Origin of the sequence: Streptomyces sp. NPDC005803 (assembly GCF_040630435.1) — a bacterium.
In the GTDB taxonomy this organism is placed as follows: Bacteria; Actinomycetota; Actinomycetes; order Streptomycetales; family Streptomycetaceae; genus Streptomyces.
Genome location: NZ_JBEXXO010000006.1, coordinates 262,952 through 282,608, shown reverse-complemented (window position 1 = coordinate 282,608; position 19,657 = coordinate 262,952). Strand labels below are relative to the sequence as shown.

General features: G+C 73.6%; 18 protein-coding genes and 1 riboswitch. Of the genes, 13 read left to right on the top strand and 5 right to left on the bottom strand.

The window, feature by feature from the left end; all coding sequences use genetic code 11:
• The first annotated feature begins 6 nt into the window (after positions 1–6).
• The 3 genes from ABZ454_RS11855 (at position 7) to ABZ454_RS11845 (ending at position 3,173) form a co-directional block, all read left to right on the top strand.
• A complete protein-coding gene (locus ABZ454_RS11855; protein WP_356321936.1) occupies positions 7–963 on the top strand; it encodes a carbohydrate ABC transporter permease in 957 nt (318 codons plus the stop codon).
• Between the two features lie 155 nt (positions 964–1,118).
• Positions 1,119–2,744, top strand: coding sequence for a glycoside hydrolase family 13 protein (locus ABZ454_RS11850; RefSeq protein WP_359537449.1), 1,626 nt, complete (start codon positions 1,119–1,121; stop codon positions 2,742–2,744).
• 102 nt (positions 2,745–2,846) lie between these two features.
• Complete coding sequence (locus ABZ454_RS11845; protein ID WP_356321934.1) at positions 2,847–3,173, top strand: cupin; 327 nt, start codon at positions 2,847–2,849, stop codon at positions 3,171–3,173.
• An 84-nt stretch (positions 3,174–3,257) separates the two neighbouring features.
• On the opposite strand, the gene ABZ454_RS11840 is transcribed toward ABZ454_RS11845, so the two are convergent.
• Positions 3,258–4,526: a sigma-70 family RNA polymerase sigma factor gene (locus ABZ454_RS11840; RefSeq protein WP_359537448.1), complete on the bottom strand. Its 1,269-nt coding sequence runs from the start codon at positions 4,524–4,526 to the stop codon at positions 3,258–3,260.
• Entirely contained in the window at positions 4,526–4,882 is a 357-nt protein-coding gene (locus ABZ454_RS11835; RefSeq protein ID WP_356321932.1) for a YciI family protein, read from the bottom strand. Before ABZ454_RS11835 ends, ABZ454_RS11840 begins: the two co-directional genes overlap by 1 nt.
• A 154-nt stretch (positions 4,883–5,036) precedes the next feature.
• On the opposite strand from ABZ454_RS11835, the gene ABZ454_RS11830 reads away from it, so the two are divergent.
• The 3 genes from ABZ454_RS11830 to ABZ454_RS11820 all read left to right on the top strand — a co-directional run bounded on the left by ABZ454_RS11830 (position 5,037) and on the right by ABZ454_RS11820 (position 7,733).
• Positions 5,037–5,663, top strand: coding sequence for a GNAT family N-acetyltransferase (locus ABZ454_RS11830; RefSeq protein ID WP_356321930.1), 627 nt, complete (start codon positions 5,037–5,039; stop codon positions 5,661–5,663).
• A gap of 100 nt (positions 5,664–5,763) precedes the next feature.
• Positions 5,764–6,636 carry an ABC transporter substrate-binding protein gene (locus ABZ454_RS11825; RefSeq protein ID WP_359537446.1) on the top strand — a complete coding sequence of 291 codons (873 nt, stop codon included), beginning with the start codon at positions 5,764–5,766 and terminating at the stop codon, positions 6,634–6,636.
• A gap of 164 nt (positions 6,637–6,800) precedes the next feature.
• On the top strand, positions 6,801–7,733 hold the full coding sequence (locus ABZ454_RS11820) for a carbohydrate kinase (RefSeq protein WP_356321928.1): 933 nt from the start codon (positions 6,801–6,803) through the stop codon (positions 7,731–7,733).
• An 83-nt stretch (positions 7,734–7,816) separates the two neighbouring features.
• On the opposite strand, the gene ABZ454_RS11815 is transcribed toward ABZ454_RS11820, so the two are convergent.
• Positions 7,817–9,109, bottom strand: coding sequence for a hypothetical protein (locus tag ABZ454_RS11815; protein WP_359537443.1), 1,293 nt, complete (start codon positions 9,107–9,109; stop codon positions 7,817–7,819).
• Between the two features lie 165 nt (positions 9,110–9,274).
• On the opposite strand from ABZ454_RS11815, the gene ABZ454_RS11810 reads away from it, so the two are divergent.
• The 5 genes from ABZ454_RS11810 to ABZ454_RS11790 all read left to right on the top strand — a co-directional run bounded on the left by ABZ454_RS11810 (position 9,275) and on the right by ABZ454_RS11790 (position 14,616).
• Positions 9,275–11,176, top strand: a complete 1,902-nt coding sequence (locus ABZ454_RS11810) for an acyl-CoA dehydrogenase (RefSeq protein ID WP_359537442.1) — start codon at positions 9,275–9,277, stop codon at positions 11,174–11,176.
• Entirely contained in the window at positions 11,173–11,349 is a 177-nt protein-coding gene (locus ABZ454_RS11805; RefSeq protein WP_359537440.1) for a hypothetical protein, read from the top strand. The genes ABZ454_RS11810 and ABZ454_RS11805 overlap by 4 nt, the downstream gene beginning before the upstream one ends.
• Before the next feature lie 118 nt (positions 11,350–11,467).
• A riboswitch (cobalamin riboswitch) is annotated at positions 11,468–11,655 on the top strand.
• A gap of 62 nt (positions 11,656–11,717) precedes the next feature.
• Positions 11,718–12,755 carry an ABC transporter substrate-binding protein gene (locus ABZ454_RS11800; protein WP_359537438.1) on the top strand — a complete coding sequence of 346 codons (1,038 nt, stop codon included), beginning with the start codon at positions 11,718–11,720 and terminating at the stop codon, positions 12,753–12,755.
• 83 nt (positions 12,756–12,838) lie between these two features.
• On the top strand, positions 12,839–13,831 hold the full coding sequence (locus ABZ454_RS11795; protein ID WP_359537492.1) for an iron chelate uptake ABC transporter family permease subunit: 993 nt from the start codon (positions 12,839–12,841) through the stop codon (positions 13,829–13,831).
• Positions 13,828–14,616: an ABC transporter ATP-binding protein gene (locus tag ABZ454_RS11790; protein WP_359537436.1), complete on the top strand. Its 789-nt coding sequence runs from the start codon at positions 13,828–13,830 to the stop codon at positions 14,614–14,616. The genes ABZ454_RS11795 and ABZ454_RS11790 overlap by 4 nt, the downstream gene beginning before the upstream one ends.
• 98 nt (positions 14,617–14,714) lie before the next feature.
• Here ABZ454_RS11790 and ABZ454_RS11785 read toward each other — a convergent pair whose 3' ends face one another.
• On the bottom strand, positions 14,715–15,758 hold the full coding sequence (locus tag ABZ454_RS11785) for a PRC and DUF2382 domain-containing protein (RefSeq protein WP_359537434.1): 1,044 nt from the start codon (positions 15,756–15,758) through the stop codon (positions 14,715–14,717).
• A 752-nt stretch (positions 15,759–16,510) separates the two neighbouring features.
• Here ABZ454_RS11785 and ABZ454_RS11780 point away from each other — a divergent pair.
• Positions 16,511–17,164: an adenosylcobinamide amidohydrolase gene (locus ABZ454_RS11780; RefSeq protein WP_359537490.1), complete on the top strand. Its 654-nt coding sequence runs from the start codon at positions 16,511–16,513 to the stop codon at positions 17,162–17,164.
• 55 nt (positions 17,165–17,219) lie between these two features.
• Entirely contained in the window at positions 17,220–18,125 is a 906-nt protein-coding gene (locus ABZ454_RS11775) for an NAD(P)-dependent oxidoreductase (RefSeq protein WP_359537432.1), read from the top strand.
• 32 nt (positions 18,126–18,157) lie between these two features.
• On the opposite strand, the gene ABZ454_RS11770 is transcribed toward ABZ454_RS11775, so the two are convergent.
• The gene (locus tag ABZ454_RS11770; protein WP_359537430.1) at positions 18,158–19,423 is read right to left on the bottom strand and encodes a sulfite oxidase; all 1,266 of its coding nucleotides are present in this window, start codon (positions 19,421–19,423) and stop codon (positions 18,158–18,160) included.
• Positions 19,424–19,657 lie beyond the last annotated feature (234 nt).

Here is a 19,657-nt window from a genome sequence, read left to right as displayed (position 1 = left end):
ACGACCATGGCATCGAACACGCTAGTCTCCCGGCGCGGAAGCGGGCGCGGAGCGGACCGGCGCAGGGCCGGGCGCGCGGCGGACCTCGGGCGCCAGCGGACGCTCATCTCACCGGCCCAGCTCGGCCGGCCCCGCGGCAAGGCCGTCTACTGGACCGTCTTCGCGCTGGTGATCATCCTGTTCACGGTGGCCTTCCTGGGGCCCCTGTACTGGATGGTCACCGGCGGCCTCAAGACCACCCAGGAAGTCGTACAGAGCCCGCCCACCGCCTTCCCCAGCTCACTGCACACCGAGAACTACAGCCAGGCCTGGACCGTGATGGACCTGTCCAGGCTGCTCTTCAACACCCTGTACTACGCCTTCGGCGCGCTCGTGTTCCAGCTCGTCTTCGACGTCGCGGCCGCGTACTCGCTGTCCAAACTGCGACCGGTGTTCGGCAAGGTCATCCTCGGGATGATGCTGGCCACCCTGATGATCCCGGCCACCGTGCTCGTGGTGCCCCAGTACCTCACGGTGCTGGACGTGCCGGTCTTCCAGCGCAATCTGGTCAACTCGCCCTGGGCGATCTGGCTGCCGTCGGTCACCAACGCCTTCAACATCTTCCTGCTGAAGCGGTTCTTCGACTCCATCCCGCGTGAACTCCTCGACGCCGCCGCGATCGACGGCGCCTCACCCCTGCGCACCCTGCGCTCGATCGTCCTGCCGATCTCCCGGCCGATCCTCGGCGTCGTCTCCATCTTCGCCGTCGTCGGGGTGTGGAAGGACTTCCTCTGGCCGATGCTCACCCTGCCCGACCCGAGCAAGCAGACCCTCAACGTGGGCATCTACTCGCTGGCCAGCGGCGTACCCGAGAACGTGCTCATCGCCGCTCTCACCATCGCGTCGATCCCGACGCTGCTCATCTTCCTGCTCTTCCAGCGCAACATCATGAGCGGTCTGACCGCGGGCGGCCTCAAGGGCTGAGGGGCGACCCCCCTGGTACCCGCCCCAGGACCGCGCCCCGCCCTGCCGGGGCCCCGTCCGGCCGCCTTCCCCTCAGCACTCCGCCGCCGGCTCTCCCGTCCTGCCCCGCTCGCCGGGCCGGCGGCGGAGTACCACCTGCCCGAAAGGAACGCCACGTGGCAGCCAACCGTCCGTCCGAGGCCACCGCGAACTGGTGGCGAGACGCCGCCATCTACCAGATCTACGTACGCAGCTTCGCCGATGGTGACGGTGACGGCACCGGCGACCTCGCGGGGGTCCGGGCCAAGCTGCCCTACCTCGTCGAACTGGGCGTGGACGCACTCTGGTTCACCCCCTGGTACCTCTCACCGCTCGCCGACGGCGGCTACGACGTGGCCGACTACCGCACCATCGACCCCGCGTTCGGCACCCTCGCCGAGGCCGAGAAGCTGATCGCCGAGGCCCGCGAACTGGGCATCCGCACCATCATCGACATCGTGCCCAACCACGTGTCCGACCAGCACGCGTGGTTCCGGGCCGCCCTCGAAGCCGGCTCGGGCAGCCCCGAGCGCGACCTCTTCCACTTCCGCACCGGGCGCGGCGCCGACGGCGAGATCCCGCCCAACGACTGGGTCTCCGAATTCGGCGGCACACCGTGGACCCGCCTGGACGACGGAGAGTGGTACCTCCACCTCTTCGCCACCCAGCAGCCCGACCTCAACTGGGCACACCCGGCGGTCCGCCAGGAGCACGAGGAAGTACTGCGCTTCTGGTTCGAGCGCGGTGTCTCGGGCGTACGGATCGACTCGGCCGCCCTGCTCGCCAAGGACCCCGCCCTGCCCGACTTCGTTCCGGGCAGCGGCCCGCACCCCTTCGTCGACCGTGACGAACTGCACGACATCTACCGCTCCTGGCGCGCCATCGCCGACGAGTACGGCGGCGTCTTCGTCGGCGAGGTGTGGCTCCCGGACACCGAGCGGTTCGCCCGCTACCTGCGGCCCGACGAACTGCACACCGCCTTCAACTTCAACTTCCTGGCCTGCCCGTGGGACGCGGCGATGCTGCGGACCGCCATCGACGACACACTCGCCGAGCACGCGTCGGTCGGCGCGCCGGCCACCTGGGTCCTGTGCAACCACGACGTGACCCGTACCGTCACCCGCTACGGCCGTGCGGAGACCGGGTTCGACTTCGCCGCGAAGACCTTCGGCACCCCCACGGACCTCGCCCTCGGCACCCGGCGGGCGCGCGCCGCGGCCCTCCTCTCGCTGGCCCTGCCCGGCGCCGCCTACCTCTACCAGGGCGAGGAACTCGGACTGCCGGAGGCCGACATCCCGCTGGACCGCATCCAGGACCCGATGCACTTCCGCAAGGGCGGCACCGATCCAGGACGCGACGGCTGCCGGGTCCCCCTGCCCTGGGCGGCGCGGGAGGCGTACGCCGGCTTCGGCGCCACCGTGGAACCCTGGCTGCCCCAGCCGGCCGGCTGGGCCGCGTACGCCGCCGACCTCCAGAGCGGCGACCCGGACTCGATGCTCACCCTGTACCGAGAGGCCCTGCGGCTGCGCCGGACCGAATCGGGGTTCGAGACGGCGGGAGAGCCCGGGGTGCGCCGGCTGACCTGGCTGGAAGCGGCGCCCGAGGTGCTCGCCTTCACCCGGGGCGACGGTCTCGTCTGCGTCGTCAACCTGGGCGCCGACGCCGCCGAACTGCCCTCGTACACCAAGATTCTCCTGGCCAGCGGCCCCCTCGACGGGGCGGGGAGGCTGCCGCAGGACACCGCGGTCTGGCTGCGCGGCTGACCGTCCGGCCGAGCACGTACCCGTCGACGGACCCGGCCGCGCGCCGCACGGCCGGGCCCGGCAGGTTCGCGGGGGAGCGAGGGCTGCGGCACAGTGGGGCGTATGGACGCACCGAACGATCTGCATGCCCTCGCCGACGAGCACCTGGCCGCGGCCCGCACCTCCCCGCACGGCCGCAGCGCCCACCTCCTGCTCCGCCAGGACCCGCTGCGCCAGACCGTCATCGCGCTGACCTCGGGCAGCGCCCTCGACGAGCACAACGCCCCGCCCGCCGCCTCCCTGCAGGTGCTGCGCGGCTCGGTGCGGCTCACCGCCGCGTCCGGTGACGTGGAACTCGCCGCCGGGCAGTTGCACCCCATCGCCCAGGAACGGCACGGGCTGCTCGCCCTGGAGGACGCCGTGGTGCTGCTGACGGCCGTCAACGACTGACCGCCCGGCCGGACGACGCACCCTTCACGCGTTCGGCGTGCCCGGCCGGTGCCGGTGCCGTGCCGTAGAAACCGCGGGTCCCGGTCAGCTGGCGGACAGGCCGGCGCGGCGGCGCAGCAGGAAGTCCCGCTCCGCCTCGTTGTCCGTGAGCCCGGCGGCCGCCTCGTAGGCGGCGGCCGCCTCGGCGGAGCGGCCGAGCCTGCGCAGCAGATCGGCCCGTACGGCGTGGAACACGTAGTAGCCGTCCAGCTCCAGCCCGCCGAGGAGCGCGAGCGCCTCCCGCGGCCCCGCCACCTCGGCCACCGCCACCGCTCGGTTCAGCGCCACCACCGGGCTCGGATCCACGGCCAGCAGCTGGTCGTACAGCCGCAGGATCTGCCGCCAGTCGGTGTCCGCCGCGACCGCCGCGTCGCTGTGCACCGCGTTCACCGCGGCCTGGATCTGGTACCGCCCGGGGCGGCCCCCGCGCAGGCACTGGCGGACGAGCGCCTGCCCCTCGGCGATCAGTTCCCGGTCCCACAGTCCCCGGTCCTGCTCGTCCAGCGGCACCAGTTCGCCCCGCGGCCCCGACCGCGCGGGGCGGCGCGACTCGGTGAGCAGCATGAGGGCCAGCAGTCCCACGGCCTCCGGTTCGTCGGGCATCAGCCCGGCGAGCAGCCGGCCGAGGCGGACGGCCTCCGCACACAGGTCCGCACGCACCAGCCGGTCACCCGCACCGGCCTTGTAGCCCTCGTTGAAGACGAGGTAGACGACGGCGAGGACCGAGCGGACCCGCTCGGGCAGATCGGCCTCCGCCGGCACCCGGTAGGGGATCCGGGCATCGCGGATCTTGGCCTTCGCCCGCACCAGCCGTTGCGCCATCGTCGGCTCCGGAACCAGGAACGCACGCGCCAGTTCGGCGGTGGTGAGGCCGCCCAGCAGCCGCAGGGTCAGGGCCACCTGGGCGGCGGTGGAGAGCGACGGATGACAGCAGGTGAACATCAGGCGGAGCCGGTCATCTCGCACGGGGCCCTCCTCGGCGGGTTCGTCCCGGGCTGCGAGCAGTGCGGCCTGGGCGTGCCGGCCGGCCCGCGAGGCCTCGCGGCGCAGCCGGTCGACGGCGCGGTTGCGGGCGGTGGTGATGATCCAGCCGGCCGGTGCGGGCGGCACCCCGGTCTCCGGCCAGTGGCCGAGCGCGGTGGTGAACGCCTCCTGCACCGCCTCCTCGGCGAGGTCGATGTCGCCGAAGGCGCCGACGAGCACGGCCACGCACCGCCCGTACTCCGAACGGAAGAGCCGTTCGATCTCCGCCGCCGGCACGGCGGCTCCGTCCGGTCCGCGGTCCTGGGCGGACCGGGCGGTCGAGCCCGCCATCAGCCCTCCACTTCACCCTCGAACGGGCGGACCTCGATGGGCAGTCCGATGGCCAGCGCGGCCTTGCGGCCCCAGTCCAGCCCCGCGTCCAGGTCGGGCGCCTTGATGATGCTGAGGCCGCCGAGGTACTCCTTGCCCTCCGCGTACGGACCGTCGGTGAGCACCGTGTCGCCGTCCTTCGGCCGCACGACGGTGGCGGTGCCCGGTGCGCTCAGGCCGCCGTCGAAGACCCAGGCCCCGGCCTCCTGGAGCTCCCGGTGAAAGCCCTCGACCCTCCGCATGATCTGTGCCAGCTCCTCGGGGGCGGGCGGAACGCCGTCGGCCGGTGTGACCACGCTGAGCAGATAGTGCTTCATGGTGTGCCTCCTCGGGTGCGAAGCCGGCGCCGTGCCGGCCTCTCACCCTCTATACGAACGGCTGCCGCCGGGATCGACACGGAACACGGCCGTGTTCGACGAAATCTTTCCCCGCACCTTGTGGGAGCGCTCCCAGGGTCGGCAGGATGAGGTGGTGACCCTGCTTCCCGGCCTGCGGGCCTACCGATCCGACGACCGCGCGGCCCTCGCCGACATCTGTGTCAGGACGGCCGACAACGGCGGCGACTCCCGGCACCTGTACCCGGACCTGGAGCTGATGCCGTCGATCTTCGCCGCGCCGTACGCCCACCTCGAACCCGACCTGGCCTTCGTCATCGACGACGGGACGGGCCGGGCGGTCGGCTACATCCTCGGGACGGCCGACACCCCGCGTTTCGTGACGGAGTACCGCGAGCGCTGGCTGCCGCTGGTCGAGGACCGCTACCCGAAGCCGGACGGAGAACCGCGCAGCCCCGCGGACGAGATGATCGGACTCCTGCACAACCCGGAGCGCATGGTTCTGCCCGAACTGGCGGAGTACCCGGCCCACCTGCACATCGACCTGCTGCCCGACTGGCAGCGCAAGGGGTACGGGAGGGAGCTGATGCGCGCCTTCCTCGAGGCCCTGGACGCCAAGGGGGTCGCGGGGGTGCACCTGTGCATGCTCACGGCCAACACCCCGGCCAGGGCGTTCTACGACCGGCTCGGTTTCACCGAGACCGAGGTCCCGGACCCCGGGCCCGTCACCTACCTCGTACGGTCCACGGCGGCGGATCTGTAGCCGTTCGCCGGTGCCGTGGGTGCCACGCCGGTTGGCTGGGCAGGTAGTCCGGGACGAGACCGCGCCGGGGGGCGGGAGACGGCGGCGAGAGGTGTGTGACGTGAGGGAGCGGACCGTGTGGGAATTCTCCGACGACCGTGGACAGGTGTCGACTGCCGGGAGGCGCCCGACGAGGGTCCTCGCCTACGTCCAGGCCGGTGCGACCTTGTGGGACCACGGCATCCGCCCGAGCGGGATATTCGGCTCGGGGCACGACGATCCGGCGGCGCCGGACGCGGCGAAGACCGGATCACTGCCCCTGGCCGACGTCGCGTACGCCGGGGCGGGCGCCGCGCTGGACGTGGAGACGCTGCTGAGGGGAGGACCGGACCTCGTGGTGGCCGTCAGCTACGGCGGCGGTCAGGTCTACGGCCTCGACCCGGAGACGGCCAAGCACCTGGAGGAGCACCTTCCGGTCGTCGTCATCGATGTGGGCCAGGGACGCACCCTGGCCCGGATCGGCGACCGGTTCGCCGAGCTGGCCCGCTCGCTCGGCGCCGAGGAGCCCGCGGAGGCCACCCGGGAACTGGACGCGGCCCGGAGCCGGCTGCGCGCCCTCACCTCGGGCCCGGACAGGGCGCGGGTCCTCGCCCTGTCACCGGCCGGCCAGGAACAGGCGCATCTGGCCCGCCCCCGTATGTGGCCCGAGCTGCGGGTGCTGGCCGAGCTCGGAGTCGGCCTGCTGGAACCCGCCGAGGGGCCCGGCGCCAACTGGTCCACGGTCGGCTGGGCCGAGGCCGCCGCGCTGAGGCCGGCGGTCGTGCTCGCCGACATCCGGGCCCACGCCACCGCGCTCGACGAGCTCCCGTCCGACGGGCCGTGGGCGTCGGTCAATAACTCCGTGCGCGTGGTGCCCTGGAACCCCGAGCCGGTGTGCAGCGCCCGGGCCCACGCACGGTTCCTGGCCCTCGTGGCCGACGCGCTGGCGGCGTAGGCAGGCTCCAGGACAAGCCCGCTCGGGCCGGCCGGCACCGGGCCCCGGGCGACCGGGTGCCGGACGAAGCGGACCGCACACGGCAGGATCGGGCTCGACGCGTTCGCCGGCGGAGCCGTCCGCCGCGACGCCTACGCCACCGCACCACAGGAGACATCACCTTCATGCCCGACACGATCGATCTGCTGGTCATCGGCGAGTGCGTCGCCGACATCGTCCGGTCGCCCGGTGCCGCCGCCCGGGTCCACCCGGGCGGCAGCCCGGCCAACGTCGCCTACGGACTGGCCCGACTCGGACACGGCGCGACCCTGCTCACCCAGCTCGGAGCGGACCGCAACGGGCGGCTGCTCCGCGACCACCTGACCGGAGCCGGGGTGGACGTCCGCACGGACGGCTCAGCCGCCCCCACCCCGTCCGCCGCCGTGACCCTGGACGGCGCGGGCCGGGCCACGTACACCTTCGAGATCACCTGGACGCTCGGCCCGGTCGCCCTGGAACGGCAGCCCGCACATGTGCACACCGGCTCGATCGCGACGGTCACGGAACCCGGCGCGGCCACGGTCGTCGCCGCCGTCGAGTCGCTGCGGGCCTCGGCGACGGTCAGCTACGACCCCAACGTGCGACCGGAGCTGATGGGGGACCACGAGGCCGCCGTGCGCAAGGCCGAGCTCTGCGTGGCACTCAGCGATGTCGTCAAGGCGAGCGACGAGGACCTGGAGTGGCTGTACCCCGGCGAGGACCCGGTCAAGGCCGCCGAACGGTGGCTCGCCACCGGGCCGGCCGTCGTCCTCGTCACCCGGGGCGGCGCCGGAGCCTGTGCGGTCCTGCCCGCCGGACCGGTGACGGTCGACGCGCTCCCCGTGGAGGTCGTCGACACGGTGGGGGCGGGGGACGCCTTCATGTCCGGCACCCTGCACGCGCTCGCCGCACACGGACTGCTCGGAGCGGCCGGCCGGGAGCGGCTGCGGGCACTGGACCGCGCCACCGTGACGGACGTCCTGCGGCACGCCGCGGCGTCGGCGGCCGTCACGGTCGCCCGGGCAGGCGCCAACCCGCCGGACGCCGCGGAACTGGACGCGGCGCTCCGCCGGATGTGAGCGAGCGGTGCCCCTGGGGGCGGCGGCGCCACACCGTCCGCCGCCCGCCCCGGGTCTCGCCCGGTGGCCCTGCCGCGGCCGGGCTAACCCGTCGCCGCCGGACGCGGGGCGCTGTCGTCGTCGAGGAACTCGACGACCGCCAGGGCGAACAGGGCGCACAGGGCGATCCACACGGTGACCAGGTCCGTCGGCCGGTCCCACGCCAGCAGCACCGCGACGGCCACCACGACCACCGTCCAGTTCAACGGCCGCCTGGCCCGGTGCACCCACCTGCCGACCGGACCGCCGGTGAAACCGGCCGCGTCCCGCACGGCCCCGATGCCACCGCTCCACATCGCCATGACCCGGGTCGCCGCGCGGCCCCGGCCCGTGAGCCAGGCGGCGAGCGCCACCACCGCGCCGACGGTGACCACCAGCCGGACCCCGGCGCGCAGGTAGCCCGCCAGCGCGTCGAACACGGCCCCCGCCGCCGGCTGCGAGACGTCCGGGGGCAGGCTGTCGAGATAGAACGCGCGCCCCGCCCACAGCCCGAGCCCGAGCAGTGCGGCACCCACCGCCACCGCCAGCGCCGCGGTGACGAGCGCCCGTCGGCGGCGCACCGCGAGCAGCACCCCGGCCGCCGCGACCAGCAGGGTGAACACGGGCAGCCAGAAGCCGAGGAGTTCGAGCGCCCGGAACCCGCTCTTCGCCTTGCCCACCGAGTCCGAGGTCAGGAGGGTGAAGTCGGTGTGGATCTCGGGGATCTTCCCGGCGACCGTCAGACCGCGCTCGACGAGCCGCTGTTTCACCCGGTCGATGACGGGAGCGAGGTCCAGGGTGACGGTGTCGCCGTTCAGTTCCACCGCGCCGCCGCCCTCACCGGTCAGGGCCTTCACGACGGAGCTGTGGGCGGACCTGTTGAGGCCGCTCCAGACCCGCTCGAAGCCCTCGCTGGTGACGAACCGTTCCACGGTGCCGTGCACAAAGGTCCGCACGCCCGTGGTGAGCGGCCCGCCGAGCTTGGTCAGCGCCTTGTCCACCACGGGGCGGTCGGCCGGGGCGACGTCCGCCAGCAGCGCCTCGGTGCCGAGATGCGCCATGACGGCATCGGTGACGCGTTTCGTCACCGCCGCCTGCACATCGGGGTCGGAGGCCAGCGGCTCCATCATCTCCACATAGCGGTCCGTGTCCCCGGCCACCTCGCTCGCCCAGCTGGACAGGACGCTCAACGGGGTGAGCACCGCCGCCACCAGGATCAGCAGGGCCGCGAGGAACGAACGCGGGCGCAGCCGTGAGCGGGCCGGGGCGCGGGCCTCCAGCTGCGCCACCCTCGCACGCAGGGCCTCGAGTTCCGCGTGCTCGTCCTGTGCCGGCGGCTGGTCAGGGTGCCGTTCCATGACCCAAGGGGATGCCCTGCCGGCCCGTACAGCGCGGCGGATTGCTGCATACAGGCGACCGGCCGGCGGCCGGGCCACCGTCGGCCGGCCCCGACGGACGCGGGGAAACCGGTGCGGACGCCGAGAGTGGAGTGTCTCGGACGTTTCCTGGTCGTTCCCGCTTTCATGAACACCGTTTTCGACAGTGCTGAACCCTCGGGTCCCGGAACGGGGCCGGCCACCGACCTGCTCACCACCGTGCTCCTCGGGCCGGACGCCCGTCGCGAGCACGGCTTCTGGCGCCGGCTCGTCGCCACCGAGCCGTTCCGCCGGCCGGCCTGGCCGCCTTGCGGACCCACCCCCGACGAGCGCCTCGCCCTCGCCCACGCACGGCTGCGCGCACTCAACAACGCCCTGGACAGCGCCGCCCGCCCGGCGGCCGACCCACGCGCCCTGGCCGCTCTGCACGAGTGGATCGCCCCGGTGGACCCGGCACTCGCCACCGTCGCGGGCATCCACTACAACCTCTTCCTCGGCAGCCTCCTGGACCACGACCCCGACACCCCTCGCGATCTGTCGGACTTCCTCCGGCTGCGACGGATCGGCACCTTCCTCTGTACGGAGGTGGCGCACGGCAACGACGCGGCCGCCGTCGAGACGACCGCCACCTACGACCCCGGCCGGGACGGGTTCGTCCTGCACACCCCGCACTGCGGCGCACAGAAGTTCATGCCCAACACCAGCCCGGCCGGCGGCCCGAAGTCGGGACTCGTCGCCGCGCGGCTGATCGTCGACGGCGCCGACCAGGGCGTGTTCCTGCTGCTGGTGCCGCTCACGGACGCGTCCCGGGCCCTGCCCGGGGTCCGGGTTCGCCGCCTCCCCGCACGGATGGGCAGTCCGGTCGACCACTGCCTGACCTCGTTCGACCAGGTCTTCGTCGACCGCGGGGCGCTGCTGGGCGGCGCGCAGGGGCGGGTCGGCGACGACGGGGTGTTCCGCAGCGACATCGAGGGGCGCAGGCGCCGCTTCCTCGCTTCGATCCGCAGGGTCACCACAGGCCGGATCTGCATGAGCGCCAGTGCGGTGGGCTCCGCACGGGCCACGCTGGCCGTCGCCGTCCGCTACGGCGGCCACCGCTTCGTCTCGGGGGGCCGCACCTCGCCGCCGGTGCCGGTGGTCGCCTACCGCAGCCACCACGGTCCGCTCGCCGAGGCCATGGCCACCGTCTTCGCGATGAGCCTGCTGCACCGGCGCGTACTCGACCGGTGGGAGGAGGCGGCGGCGCGCCCTCCGGCGGAACGGGAGGCGGCCGAGCGGCTGGTCGACATCGCCAAGGGATGGATCACCTGGCAGGCCCGCTCCGTGATCGTCGAATGCCGGGAACGGTGCGGCGCCCAGGGGCTGCTGGAGAACAACGGGATGACCGAACTCGTCACCGGGATCGAGGGCGCCATCACCGCCGAGGGCGACAACCTGGCCATCCACTCCAGGGCGGCCGCCCAGCTGCTCTTCGATGCGGCACGCGACCCGCAGGAGGAACCGGCCGCCGGCCCCCCGGACGCCGACCTCACCGACCTGCGGTTCCTGGGCCGGCTCCTGGACCAGGTGGAGCGCCTCTGGTTCGCCAGGGCGTCCGCACGGATGGCGCGGGTGCCGGACGGCGGCACACTGGAGCGGTGGAACGCCGCGTCCGGTCCCGCGCTGAGAGGGGTCGAGGCGCATGCGTACCGGCAGGCGGCCTTGGCGTACGACAGCGCGCTCACGGCCCTGCCCGACGGTGAGGCCCGTGAGCGGCTGGGCGAACTGGCCCGGCTGTTCGCTCTGCGCTGGGTCGCGCGCAACAGCGGGGACCTGCTCGCCGCCGGCCATCTGACCGCCGGTCAGGTCGACGGGCTCACCGATGCCACCGAGCAGCTCGTGGCCGCCGTGAGCGGCCGTCTCCCGGAACTCGCCGAGTCCTTCGCCCTGCCCCGGGAACTGCTCGCCGACTGGCCCATCACGGGTGCTCGCTACGCGGACGCGTACGACGATCCGGGCGCCTCCTGGCACACCGCGGCCGCCCGGGAACCCGCCGGGGGCGCGCGATGACGGGCACAGCGCGGCCGGGAGCCGGCGTGCTGTCGCACCGGGTGGCGGCCGTGGCCGGGCGCCTGGGCGTCCGTATCGTCCTGCTGGCCTTCTGGGGGACCGCGGCCGTGCTCTCCTGGTGGTGCGAGGGGCAGCGCGTCCCTGGTGGCGAATCGGTTCGCCCCAAGGCGTGACCGGAGCGAGGCCGATCTGACCTTCCGGCGCCGGGGCGGCGGGGCGGCCCCCCGCCCCGGCCGCCCCGCCGCCCCCGGGCACCGGTGCGAACCGCCGCTGAGCTGCGCGGAGGCTCGTGGTAGCGTGCCCCGAGCCAGTCGAACTCCACGTAGGGGTCAGGGAATCCGGTGTGAATCCGGAACTGACGCGCAGCGGTGAGGGGGACGGGCGGGGCCACGGCCACTGGGAGACCCACGGTTTCCCGGGAAGGCGTCCCGTCCGCTTGAACCCGAGTCCGAAGACCTGCTGGCACCCGCGGTCCGGTACCGGGCCGCGGAACTCCGTACAGCGGGCCCCGCGCATGGGCCCAGAGACGCCGAGGTACTCCGTGCCGCCCATAGCCGGCCCCGCCCGTTCCGCCGCCCTGCTCACCGTCGCACTGATCCTGCTGACGGCCTGCGGCGGCGGCACGGACAGCACCTCCGCCACGTCCGGCGGCGAGGGCTATCCGGTGACCCTGGAGAACTGCGGACGGACCGTCACCGTGAAATCGGCGCCCAAGCGCGCCGTTGCGGTCGACCAGGGATCGACCGAGATCCTGCTCTCACTGGGTCTCGCCGACCGGCTGGCCGCCACGGCCACCTGGACCGACCCGGTGCTGAAGGGGCTGGAGAAGGCCAACGCCGGCGTACCGAGGATCGCCGACAACCGCCCCTCGTCGGAGAAGGTGCTGGACCTGGAGCCCGATTTCGTCAGCGCCTCCTTCGAGTCGACCCTCGCCAAGGGCGGTGTCGCCCCCCGCGAGCAGTTCGAGGAGCTCGGCGTCCCCACCTACGTCTCGCCCGCCGACTGCACCGCCAAGGACAACAGCAAGGACGGCGACGGGGTCCGCACCGGCGCCCTCACCATGGACAGCGTCTACACCGAAGTGCGTGAGCTGGCTGCGGTCTTCGGCGTTCCCGGCCGGGGCGAGAAGCTCGTCGCCGAGCTGCGCGCCCGGGTCAGGAAGGCAAGGAGCGCCATCGATGCCTCCGGAGTCACCCTGATGTACTGGTTCGCCAACTCCGAGGCCCCGTACCTGGCCGGCTGCTGCGGCGCCCCCGGCATCATCACCCGGGAACTCGGCGCGAGGAACGTCCTCGACGACACCCACGAGGAATGGCCGCAGGTCAACTGGGAGACGGTCGCCGACCGCGACCCGGACGTGCTGGTCATCGGCGACCTGACCCGCAGGTCGCAGACCGCCGAGAGCGCCGCGAAGAAGATCGCCTTCCTGGAGTCGAACCCCGCCACGAAGAACATGGCCGCCGTCCGGCACAAGCGCTACGTGCTGCTCAGCGGCCAGGCCATGAACCCGACCATCCGGACCGTCGAGGGCGTGGAGCGCGTCGCCGCCGGGCTGCGTACCTTCGGGCTCGCGGGGTGACGGACACCGAACGGATCGCGGCGCCGCGCGAGGACGCGGGTGGGTACGCCCGTCCGGCCCCGAGGCGTCTCCGGGGCGGGCTCCTGTGGGCCGGCGGGCTCCTGCTGCTCGCCGCGTCGATCGCGGTGGCCGTCACCATCGGCCCGGCCCGGATCTCCGTCGCCGATGTCTGGTCCACGGTCGCGTCCCACCTCGGTGCCGGTGAGCCGGGGCTCAGCCCGATCCGCGACGGCATCATCTGGAACCTGCGCATGCCGCGCACCCTGCTCGCCGCCGTCTGCGGCGCGGGGCTCGCGGTCTGCGGCACCGTGATGCAGTCGCTGCTGCGCAATCCGCTCGCCGACCCGTTCGTCCTCGGGGTCTCCTCCGGGGCCTCGACCGGTGCGGTCGTGGTGGTCGTCCTCGGCGTCGGCGGGGGAGCGGTCTCCCTGTCGGCCGGGGCGTTCACCGGTGCGCTGTGTTCCTTCGCCCTCGTCATGCTGCTCAGCCACAGCCTCGGCGGCAGCACCGACCGGGTGGTGCTGTCCGGGGTAGCGGCCATGCAGCTCTTCTCCGCGCTCACCTCCTTCGTCGTGATGACCGCCGCCGACGCCGAGCAGACCCGCGGGGTGCTGTTCTGGCTGCTGGGCTCGCTCGGAGGCGTCGGCTGGAGCGATGTGTGGATCTGCTCCGCCGTGCTCGCCGTGACCCTGCTCATCTGCCTCGGCCATGCCCGCACGCTCGACGCCTTCGCCTTCGGTCAGGACGCGGCAGCCACCCTCGGCGTCCACGTCGGCCGGACCCGCGTCATCCTGCTGTGCACCACCGCGCTGCTGACCGCCGCACTCGTGAGCTCGGCCGGCGCCATCGGATTCGTCGGACTGGTGCTGCCGCACGCGGCCCGGGCGCTCACCGGCCCCGGACACCGCCGACTGCTGCCGGTCACCGCGCTCGCCGGGGCCGTGTTCCTGGTCTGGGTCGACACGCTCGCCCGGACCGTCCTCGACCCGCAGGAGGTCCCCGTGGGCGTCGTCACCGCCCTGATCGGGGTTCCCGCCTTCGTGGTGGTCCTCCACCGCACCGGGCGGACCTCATGACCCCGGCCGTCCCCGGCGGTCTGCGGGCCGACCGGGTCAGCCGGGAGGCGGGCGGCCGCCTCATCCTGGACGGCGTCTCGCTCGCTCCGCCGCCCGGCGCCACCATCGGGCTGATCGGCCCGAACGGCTCCGGGAAGTCCACCCTGTTGCGGATCCTGGCCGGAGTCCTGGCCCCGGACGCGGGCACGGTCACGCTCGACGACGATCCGCTGGCCGCCGTGGGCCGCCGCACGGTGGCCCGACGGGTGGCGGTGGTGGACCAGCACGCCGTCACCCAGGTCGAGCTGAGCGTCCTGGACGTCGTACGCCTGGGCCGCATCCCGCACCGCCGCGCCTGGTCCGCGCCCACGGCGGAGGACGAGACGGCGGTGCGCGAGGCCCTGGCGCGGACCGGTCTCACCGAACGCCGCGACCAGTCCTGGCACACGCTCTCCGGCGGGGAGCGCCAGCGCGTCCAGATCGCCCGCGCGCTCGCCCAGCGGCCACGGGAACTCCTGCTGGACGAACCGACCAACCACCTGGACATCCAGCACCAGCTGGACCTGCTGTCCCTGGTCACCTCGCTGCCGCTGACCGCCGTCGTCGCCCTGCACGACCTCAACCTGGCCGCGATGTACTGCGACCGGATCGTGGTGATGAACGAGGGGCGGGTGGTCGCGGGCGGCACCCCGGCGGAGGTGATCACCGAGGGGCTGATCGCCGACGTCTACCGGGTGCGCTCCGTCGTGACACCGGACGGGCCGCAGGGCAGGCCCTCGGTGCGCTTCCGTCCGCGGCGGGGCTGATCTCGTCGTCGCCGCGGACACGTGAGGGGCGGACCCGGCGAGCGGGTCCGCCCCTCACGTGCTGTCCGGTACGGCCGGTACGGTGCGGTCTGCGGCGGTCAGCGGTGGCGTCCCCGGCCGAAGTCGCCGCCCGCGTCCTTCCCGCCCATGTCCCTGCCGCCCTTGGTGGTGCCGTCCGCGTAGTCGATCTGCTCCTTGCGCAGTTCGGCGGAGACCTCCTTCTGCTCGGTCACCTTCTTCGTTTCCATCCGTACCCGCTCGACCGGCACGGTCTCCTTGCGCATCGTGGCGCGTTCGGCGTGCAGGGTGACCTCCACGTCCTGCTCGTGGATGCCGGCTCCGCCGGCCGTCTTCTCGCCCGGCTGCAGCGGCTCACGGACCACGCTTACCTCTTCGTGCGAGACGGGCACCGTCCTGGTGACGTTCTCGGTGACGACGTACTTGTGCAGGCGCGCCTTGCCGCTCTCGTACTCCTCGGTCCCGATGTGCAGCTGTTCCTCGGAGCGGACCATCTCCTCCTTGCCGCCCAGGTCGGCGGCCCGTTCGGCGCCCCCGCCGGCTCCGACCAGCGGACGGGCCGTTCCCGAGGCTCCGGCGCCCGCGCCTGGCATACCGGCCGCGCCCGCCCTGCCGGTCGTACCGGCCGATGTGGTCCGGTCCGTTCCGGTGGTGCGGCCCTTGCCCGCGGCACCCATGTCCCCGGCGCCGGCCGCTGTCCCCGCTCCGGCCGCACCCATGGTGCCCGTGCCGGTCGTGGTCGGTGCGTCGGCACTCGCGGTGCCGCCGGCCCCGGCCCGCCGGCCGAGATTGGACTTGGTGTTCCGGGTCAGGCCGTAGTGCCGGTAGAGCTCTTCCTCCTCGGAGACGGACAGATGGGCGTCCGCGTCCACCCGCGGGGCTTCCTTGACCCGGTCCTTCGGATGTGAGATGTGCAGGTCGGAGCCCACGCGGCGGGCTCCGGCGAGGGGCACGAAACTCTCCTTCATGCCGAACAGGCCAGTCTTGACCGTGATCCAGTCCGGCCGGCCGGTGCTGTCGTCGACATACACCCGCCCCACGTTGCCGATCTTCTCGCCCTCGGTGTCGTACACCGTCAGGCCGTCGAGCTCTCCGGAATCCGTGAAACCGTCAGCGGCTCCCATGTTCGATTCCTCCTCGCCCGGGCGCGTCCTGTGGGTGGGTCCAGCAGGGGGAGGCGCGTCCGGATTCCATCGCGCCTCACCCGGATGGACGCTGCAACCGCTTGGGCCCCTGAGCCCGGTACCGCATTCCACCCCGAATGCGTGCAGGCCCCGCGCGATGCCGGTGCGAGGCTCTCGGCCCCACTAGGCCAATCGAGTGAACGGGCCGGGCCCGGGTGCGGGAGGTGGAACGTGCCGACGGGGCCGGTGCGCCCCCGGCGCGCACTCGGGGACGGGCGCGCCGGGGGCGAGGTACCCGACTGCCACCGTCTCCGTACGACGAGGCCGTGACCGCCGTCTCCGCCCCGTCTTCCAGGGCGGCGGCGTCCCCGCCTCCCTCACCGCCATCGGCGCTTCGCACGGGGTGGACCGGGCCGCCGACACCCTCGTGACGCCGCTACGCGCCGGAGCGGCTGAGAGGACCGCCGACACCCTTGTGACGCCGGTACGCGCCGGAGCGGCCGAGAGCACCGCCGCCCTCGGGGCTGAGCCCGCGCCCCGCACGTCCCGTCCCGCCGCCGACGAGGTCCCCGTCGTGGCCGCCGTCCACCACGACGACATGTCCGTCGACCGGGAGCAGGCCCCGGTCACGACACCTGACCGCGCGGCAGCCCGGGCGGGGCGCCCCTGGAGGCGTTCTGCCCGGGCGCCTATGATCGACAAGTCCCACGCCGACCGCCGCACCACGGGGGGTACCCATCCGTTCCGTACGCATCCGGCTGCCCGAACAGCGCGGTGAACTGCTGGCCCGGCGTGAGGACGGCCAGGAGCTGCACCACCTCGTGTGGCGGCTGGGGCCCGGGTGGCGGGTGTGCAGCAGTGCGGTGCTCGGCGGCGGCATCGGCCCGCGCCACTGGATCCTCAACGCCCAGGTGCCCGGCGGTTATCCGCGCATGGACCCCGACCGGCACCTCGCCGAGATCGCCGACGCCGAACGGCTCACCGGCCCCGGCGTCGGACTGATGACGGCCGCCGACGTCACCGCCTACGCGGTCGCCGCCGACGAGGGCGTCACCGCCACCGCCACCTGCGGTCTTGGCGTACGCGGCTGGGCCGCGGCGCCCGGGGAAGGCGCCGGCGGCCCGCCGCGGCCGGGGACGGTCAACATCGTCGTCACGCTGCCCGCCGCCCTGTCCGACGCCGCCCTCGTCAACGCCGTCGCCACCGCCACCGAGGCCAAGGTGCAGGCGCTCCTGGATGCCGGACTCGACTGCTCCGGCACCCCCACCGACTCCGTCTGCGTCGCCGCGCCCGCCCCGGACACCGGGGCCGGTGAACCGTTCGCCGGGCCCCGCTCGCGCTGGGGAGCACGACTCGCCCGGGCCGTCCACGCTGCGGTCCTCGAAGGCGCGCTGCGGCAATCCTGAACATCCGAAGCGCCGCGCGCCGACCTCCGCGTGGCCGACGAAGGGAACAGCCCTCATGACCTCAGCAGCCGACGCAGTCCCGCAGCGGCCGACCGTCGCCGTGCTGGGCACCGGAATCATGGGCTCGGGGATGGCCAGGAGCCTGCTCAGGGCCGGTCTCGACGTCCGCGTCTGGAACCGTACGCACGCCAAGGCGGCGCCGCTGGCCGCCGACGGCGCCACCGTCGCGGACACCGCGGCCGAAGCCGTGCGCGGCGCCGGCATCGTCCTGACCGTGCTCAACGACAGCACCGCCGTCGCCGCCGCGCTCACCGCCGCCTCCGACGGGCTGCACCGCGGCCAGATCCTCCTGCAGAGCTCCACCGTGGGGCCGGAGGCCACCGCCGACCTGGCCCAGCGCGCCGCCGACCTCGGCCTCGTCTACCTCGACGCCCCGGTCTCGGGCACCAGGCAGCCCGCGGAACAGGGCGCGCTGACCGTCTTCGTCTCCGGACCGTCCGCCGCCCGCGCGGTGACCGCACCGGTGCTCGAAGCGATCGGGCAGCGCACCGTCTGGGTGGCGGAGGAGGCGGGCGCCGCCTCCCGGCTCAAGCTCGTCGTCAACACCTGGGTGATCAACATGGTGGGCGGCGTCGCGGAGTGCCTGAACCTCGCCGAAGGACTCGGGGTGGACCCCCGGACGTTCCTCGACGTCATGAAGGGCGGGCCCCTCGACACCGCCTATCTCCAGGGCAAGGCGGCCGCGGTCCTGTCCGGCGACCTCACTCCGAGCTTCGCCCTGTCCACGGCCCTCAAGGACACCCGTCTCATCCTCGAGGCCGCCGAGCACTCCGGCGTCCGGCTGGACCTGACCGAGGCCTCGGCCGCCCGCTTCGCACGCGCCGAAGCGGACGGGCACGGAGGTGAGGACATGATCGCCACCTACTACGCCGGCCTGCCCACGGAGAATGACGGCGGCTGAACCCGGGCTCCACGCCGGGCGACGACGCCTCGTCAGACCACCCGCACCTCGTGCCGGACCACCGCGTCGAAGAGATAGCCCTGCGTGTTGTGCACGGCGACGTCGGGCTGGGTGCGGCCCGACCGGTCCGTGGCCCGTGCCAGCAGCACGGCAGGCCCACGGTCCCCGGGCACCCAGTCGGCCGACCAGCGCACCCAGCTCCCTTGCCGCGCCTCGTCACGCAGCCGCGCCCGGCGCCACCGCGCACCCCCGTCGGTGCTGACCTCGACCGTGCGCACAGGGGCCCCGCCCGACCACGAGCGTCCCGTCAGCACATGGCGCCGATGGGCGGGGAACACCGCACCCGGCGCCAGTTCGAAGGCGCTCTTCAGCGTCTGCCGGGTCAGCGGCGCACTGCCCTCGGCCGGGTAGCCGGGGCCGAACAGCCGGTAGAGACCGGTGTTCCACGGCGAGACCAGCGGCCGCGCGCTCACCTCGATGTCGCCGACCCACTTGATGTTCGCGATCCCGACCCAGGACGGCACGATCAGCCGCACCGGATGGCCGTGGTCGGGCGGCAGCGGTTCGCCGTTCATCTCGTACGCGAGGAGTACGTCGTCCAGCGCCTTCGCCACCGGCAGCGGCCGGCGCACATGCCCGAGGTTGATCCCGTCGCTGATCACCTCGTCGTCCAGGCCGCGCGGCAGCACGTCGACCGCGTGCCGGGCGATCCCCGCGCGATGCAGCACCTCACCGAGCCGTACCCCGCGCCAGCGGGCCGTCCCGATCGCCCCCAGGGTCCAGGCGGTCCCGCTGACCTGCTGGTTCTGCTGCGACGTGTAGTAACTGCGGGCGTTCCCCGCGCACTCGACGAAGGAGGTGCGGGTCACCGCCGGCAACGCGCGCAGCTCGTCGTACGTGAACTCCACCGCCGGGCCCCTCAGCCCGTCGCCCCACACCTTCAGCCGCCAGTCGGCAGCCTCGATCCGCGGGGTGACCGTGTGGTTGCGTACGAAGAAGCGCTCGGCCGGTGTGAGCAGCCCGGTCTCGCGCAACGCGGCGAAGTTCGTCTCCGCGTTGGTACCGCGCACCGTGAACACCTCGGGCGGCAGCGGCTTCACGATCCCCGGCGCGGTCGCCGTCGCGGACGCCGCGTGCGCGGGAGCGGCGAGCCCGGCCAGCGGGGCGGCCGCCGAAGCCGCCGCGACCAGCCGCAGCAGATCACGGCGCTCGATCCCCGCGGAGCGCGCGGCGCCGCGCGACCACTGGCGCAGCCGCATCCCGTCGTAGGCGGTCTCGGACGGCGGAACGGACCTCATGGACAACTCCAGGGGGACGAGGGGATGGAGACGAGAAACGGGGACAGCGGGGGCGGGCCGGTGGCCCGGGGTCCGGGGGGTCCGGCGGCAACTCCCGCACGGGTACGCCGACCTGGCCCGTTTCGGTCGGGAACCCCTCCGTGGCCGTGGGACATGGTGGTTCCTCCGCGGTTCTCGGTACGGAGCGTGGCGGGCGGCGGCCGGGCCGCATCCCGTACGGGCCTCAAGACCGGG

What these genes read in the sequence shown, in the direction of transcription:
- ABZ454_RS11855 (WP_356321936.1), top strand. Translation starts at nt 7, where the DNA reads ATGGCATCGAACACGCTAGTCTCCCGGCGCGGAAGCGGGCGCGGAGCG.
- ABZ454_RS11845 (WP_356321934.1), top strand. Translation starts at nt 2,847, where the DNA reads ATGGACGCACCGAACGATCTGCATGCCCTCGCCGACGAGCACCTGGCC.
- ABZ454_RS11840 (WP_359537448.1), bottom strand. Translation starts at nt 4,526, where the DNA reads ATGGCGGGCTCGACCGCCCGGTCCGCCCAGGACCGCGGACCGGACGGA.
- ABZ454_RS11835 (WP_356321932.1), bottom strand. Translation starts at nt 4,882, where the DNA reads ATGAAGCACTATCTGCTCAGCGTGGTCACACCGGCCGACGGCGTTCCG.
- ABZ454_RS11820 (WP_356321928.1), top strand. Translation starts at nt 6,801, where the DNA reads ATGCCCGACACGATCGATCTGCTGGTCATCGGCGAGTGCGTCGCCGAC.
- ABZ454_RS11815 (WP_359537443.1), bottom strand. Translation starts at nt 9,109, where the DNA reads ATGGAACGGCACCCTGACCAGCCGCCGGCACAGGACGAGCACGCGGAA.
- ABZ454_RS11810 (WP_359537442.1), top strand. Translation starts at nt 9,275, where the DNA reads ATGAACACCGTTTTCGACAGTGCTGAACCCTCGGGTCCCGGAACGGGG.
- ABZ454_RS11805 (WP_359537440.1), top strand. Translation starts at nt 11,173, where the DNA reads ATGACGGGCACAGCGCGGCCGGGAGCCGGCGTGCTGTCGCACCGGGTG.
- ABZ454_RS11790 (WP_359537436.1), top strand. Translation starts at nt 13,828, where the DNA reads ATGACCCCGGCCGTCCCCGGCGGTCTGCGGGCCGACCGGGTCAGCCGG.
- ABZ454_RS11785 (WP_359537434.1), bottom strand. Translation starts at nt 15,758, where the DNA reads ATGGGAGCCGCTGACGGTTTCACGGATTCCGGAGAGCTCGACGGCCTG.
- ABZ454_RS11775 (WP_359537432.1), top strand. Translation starts at nt 17,220, where the DNA reads ATGACCTCAGCAGCCGACGCAGTCCCGCAGCGGCCGACCGTCGCCGTG.
- ABZ454_RS11770 (WP_359537430.1), bottom strand. Translation starts at nt 19,423, where the DNA reads ATGAGGTCCGTTCCGCCGTCCGAGACCGCCTACGACGGGATGCGGCTG.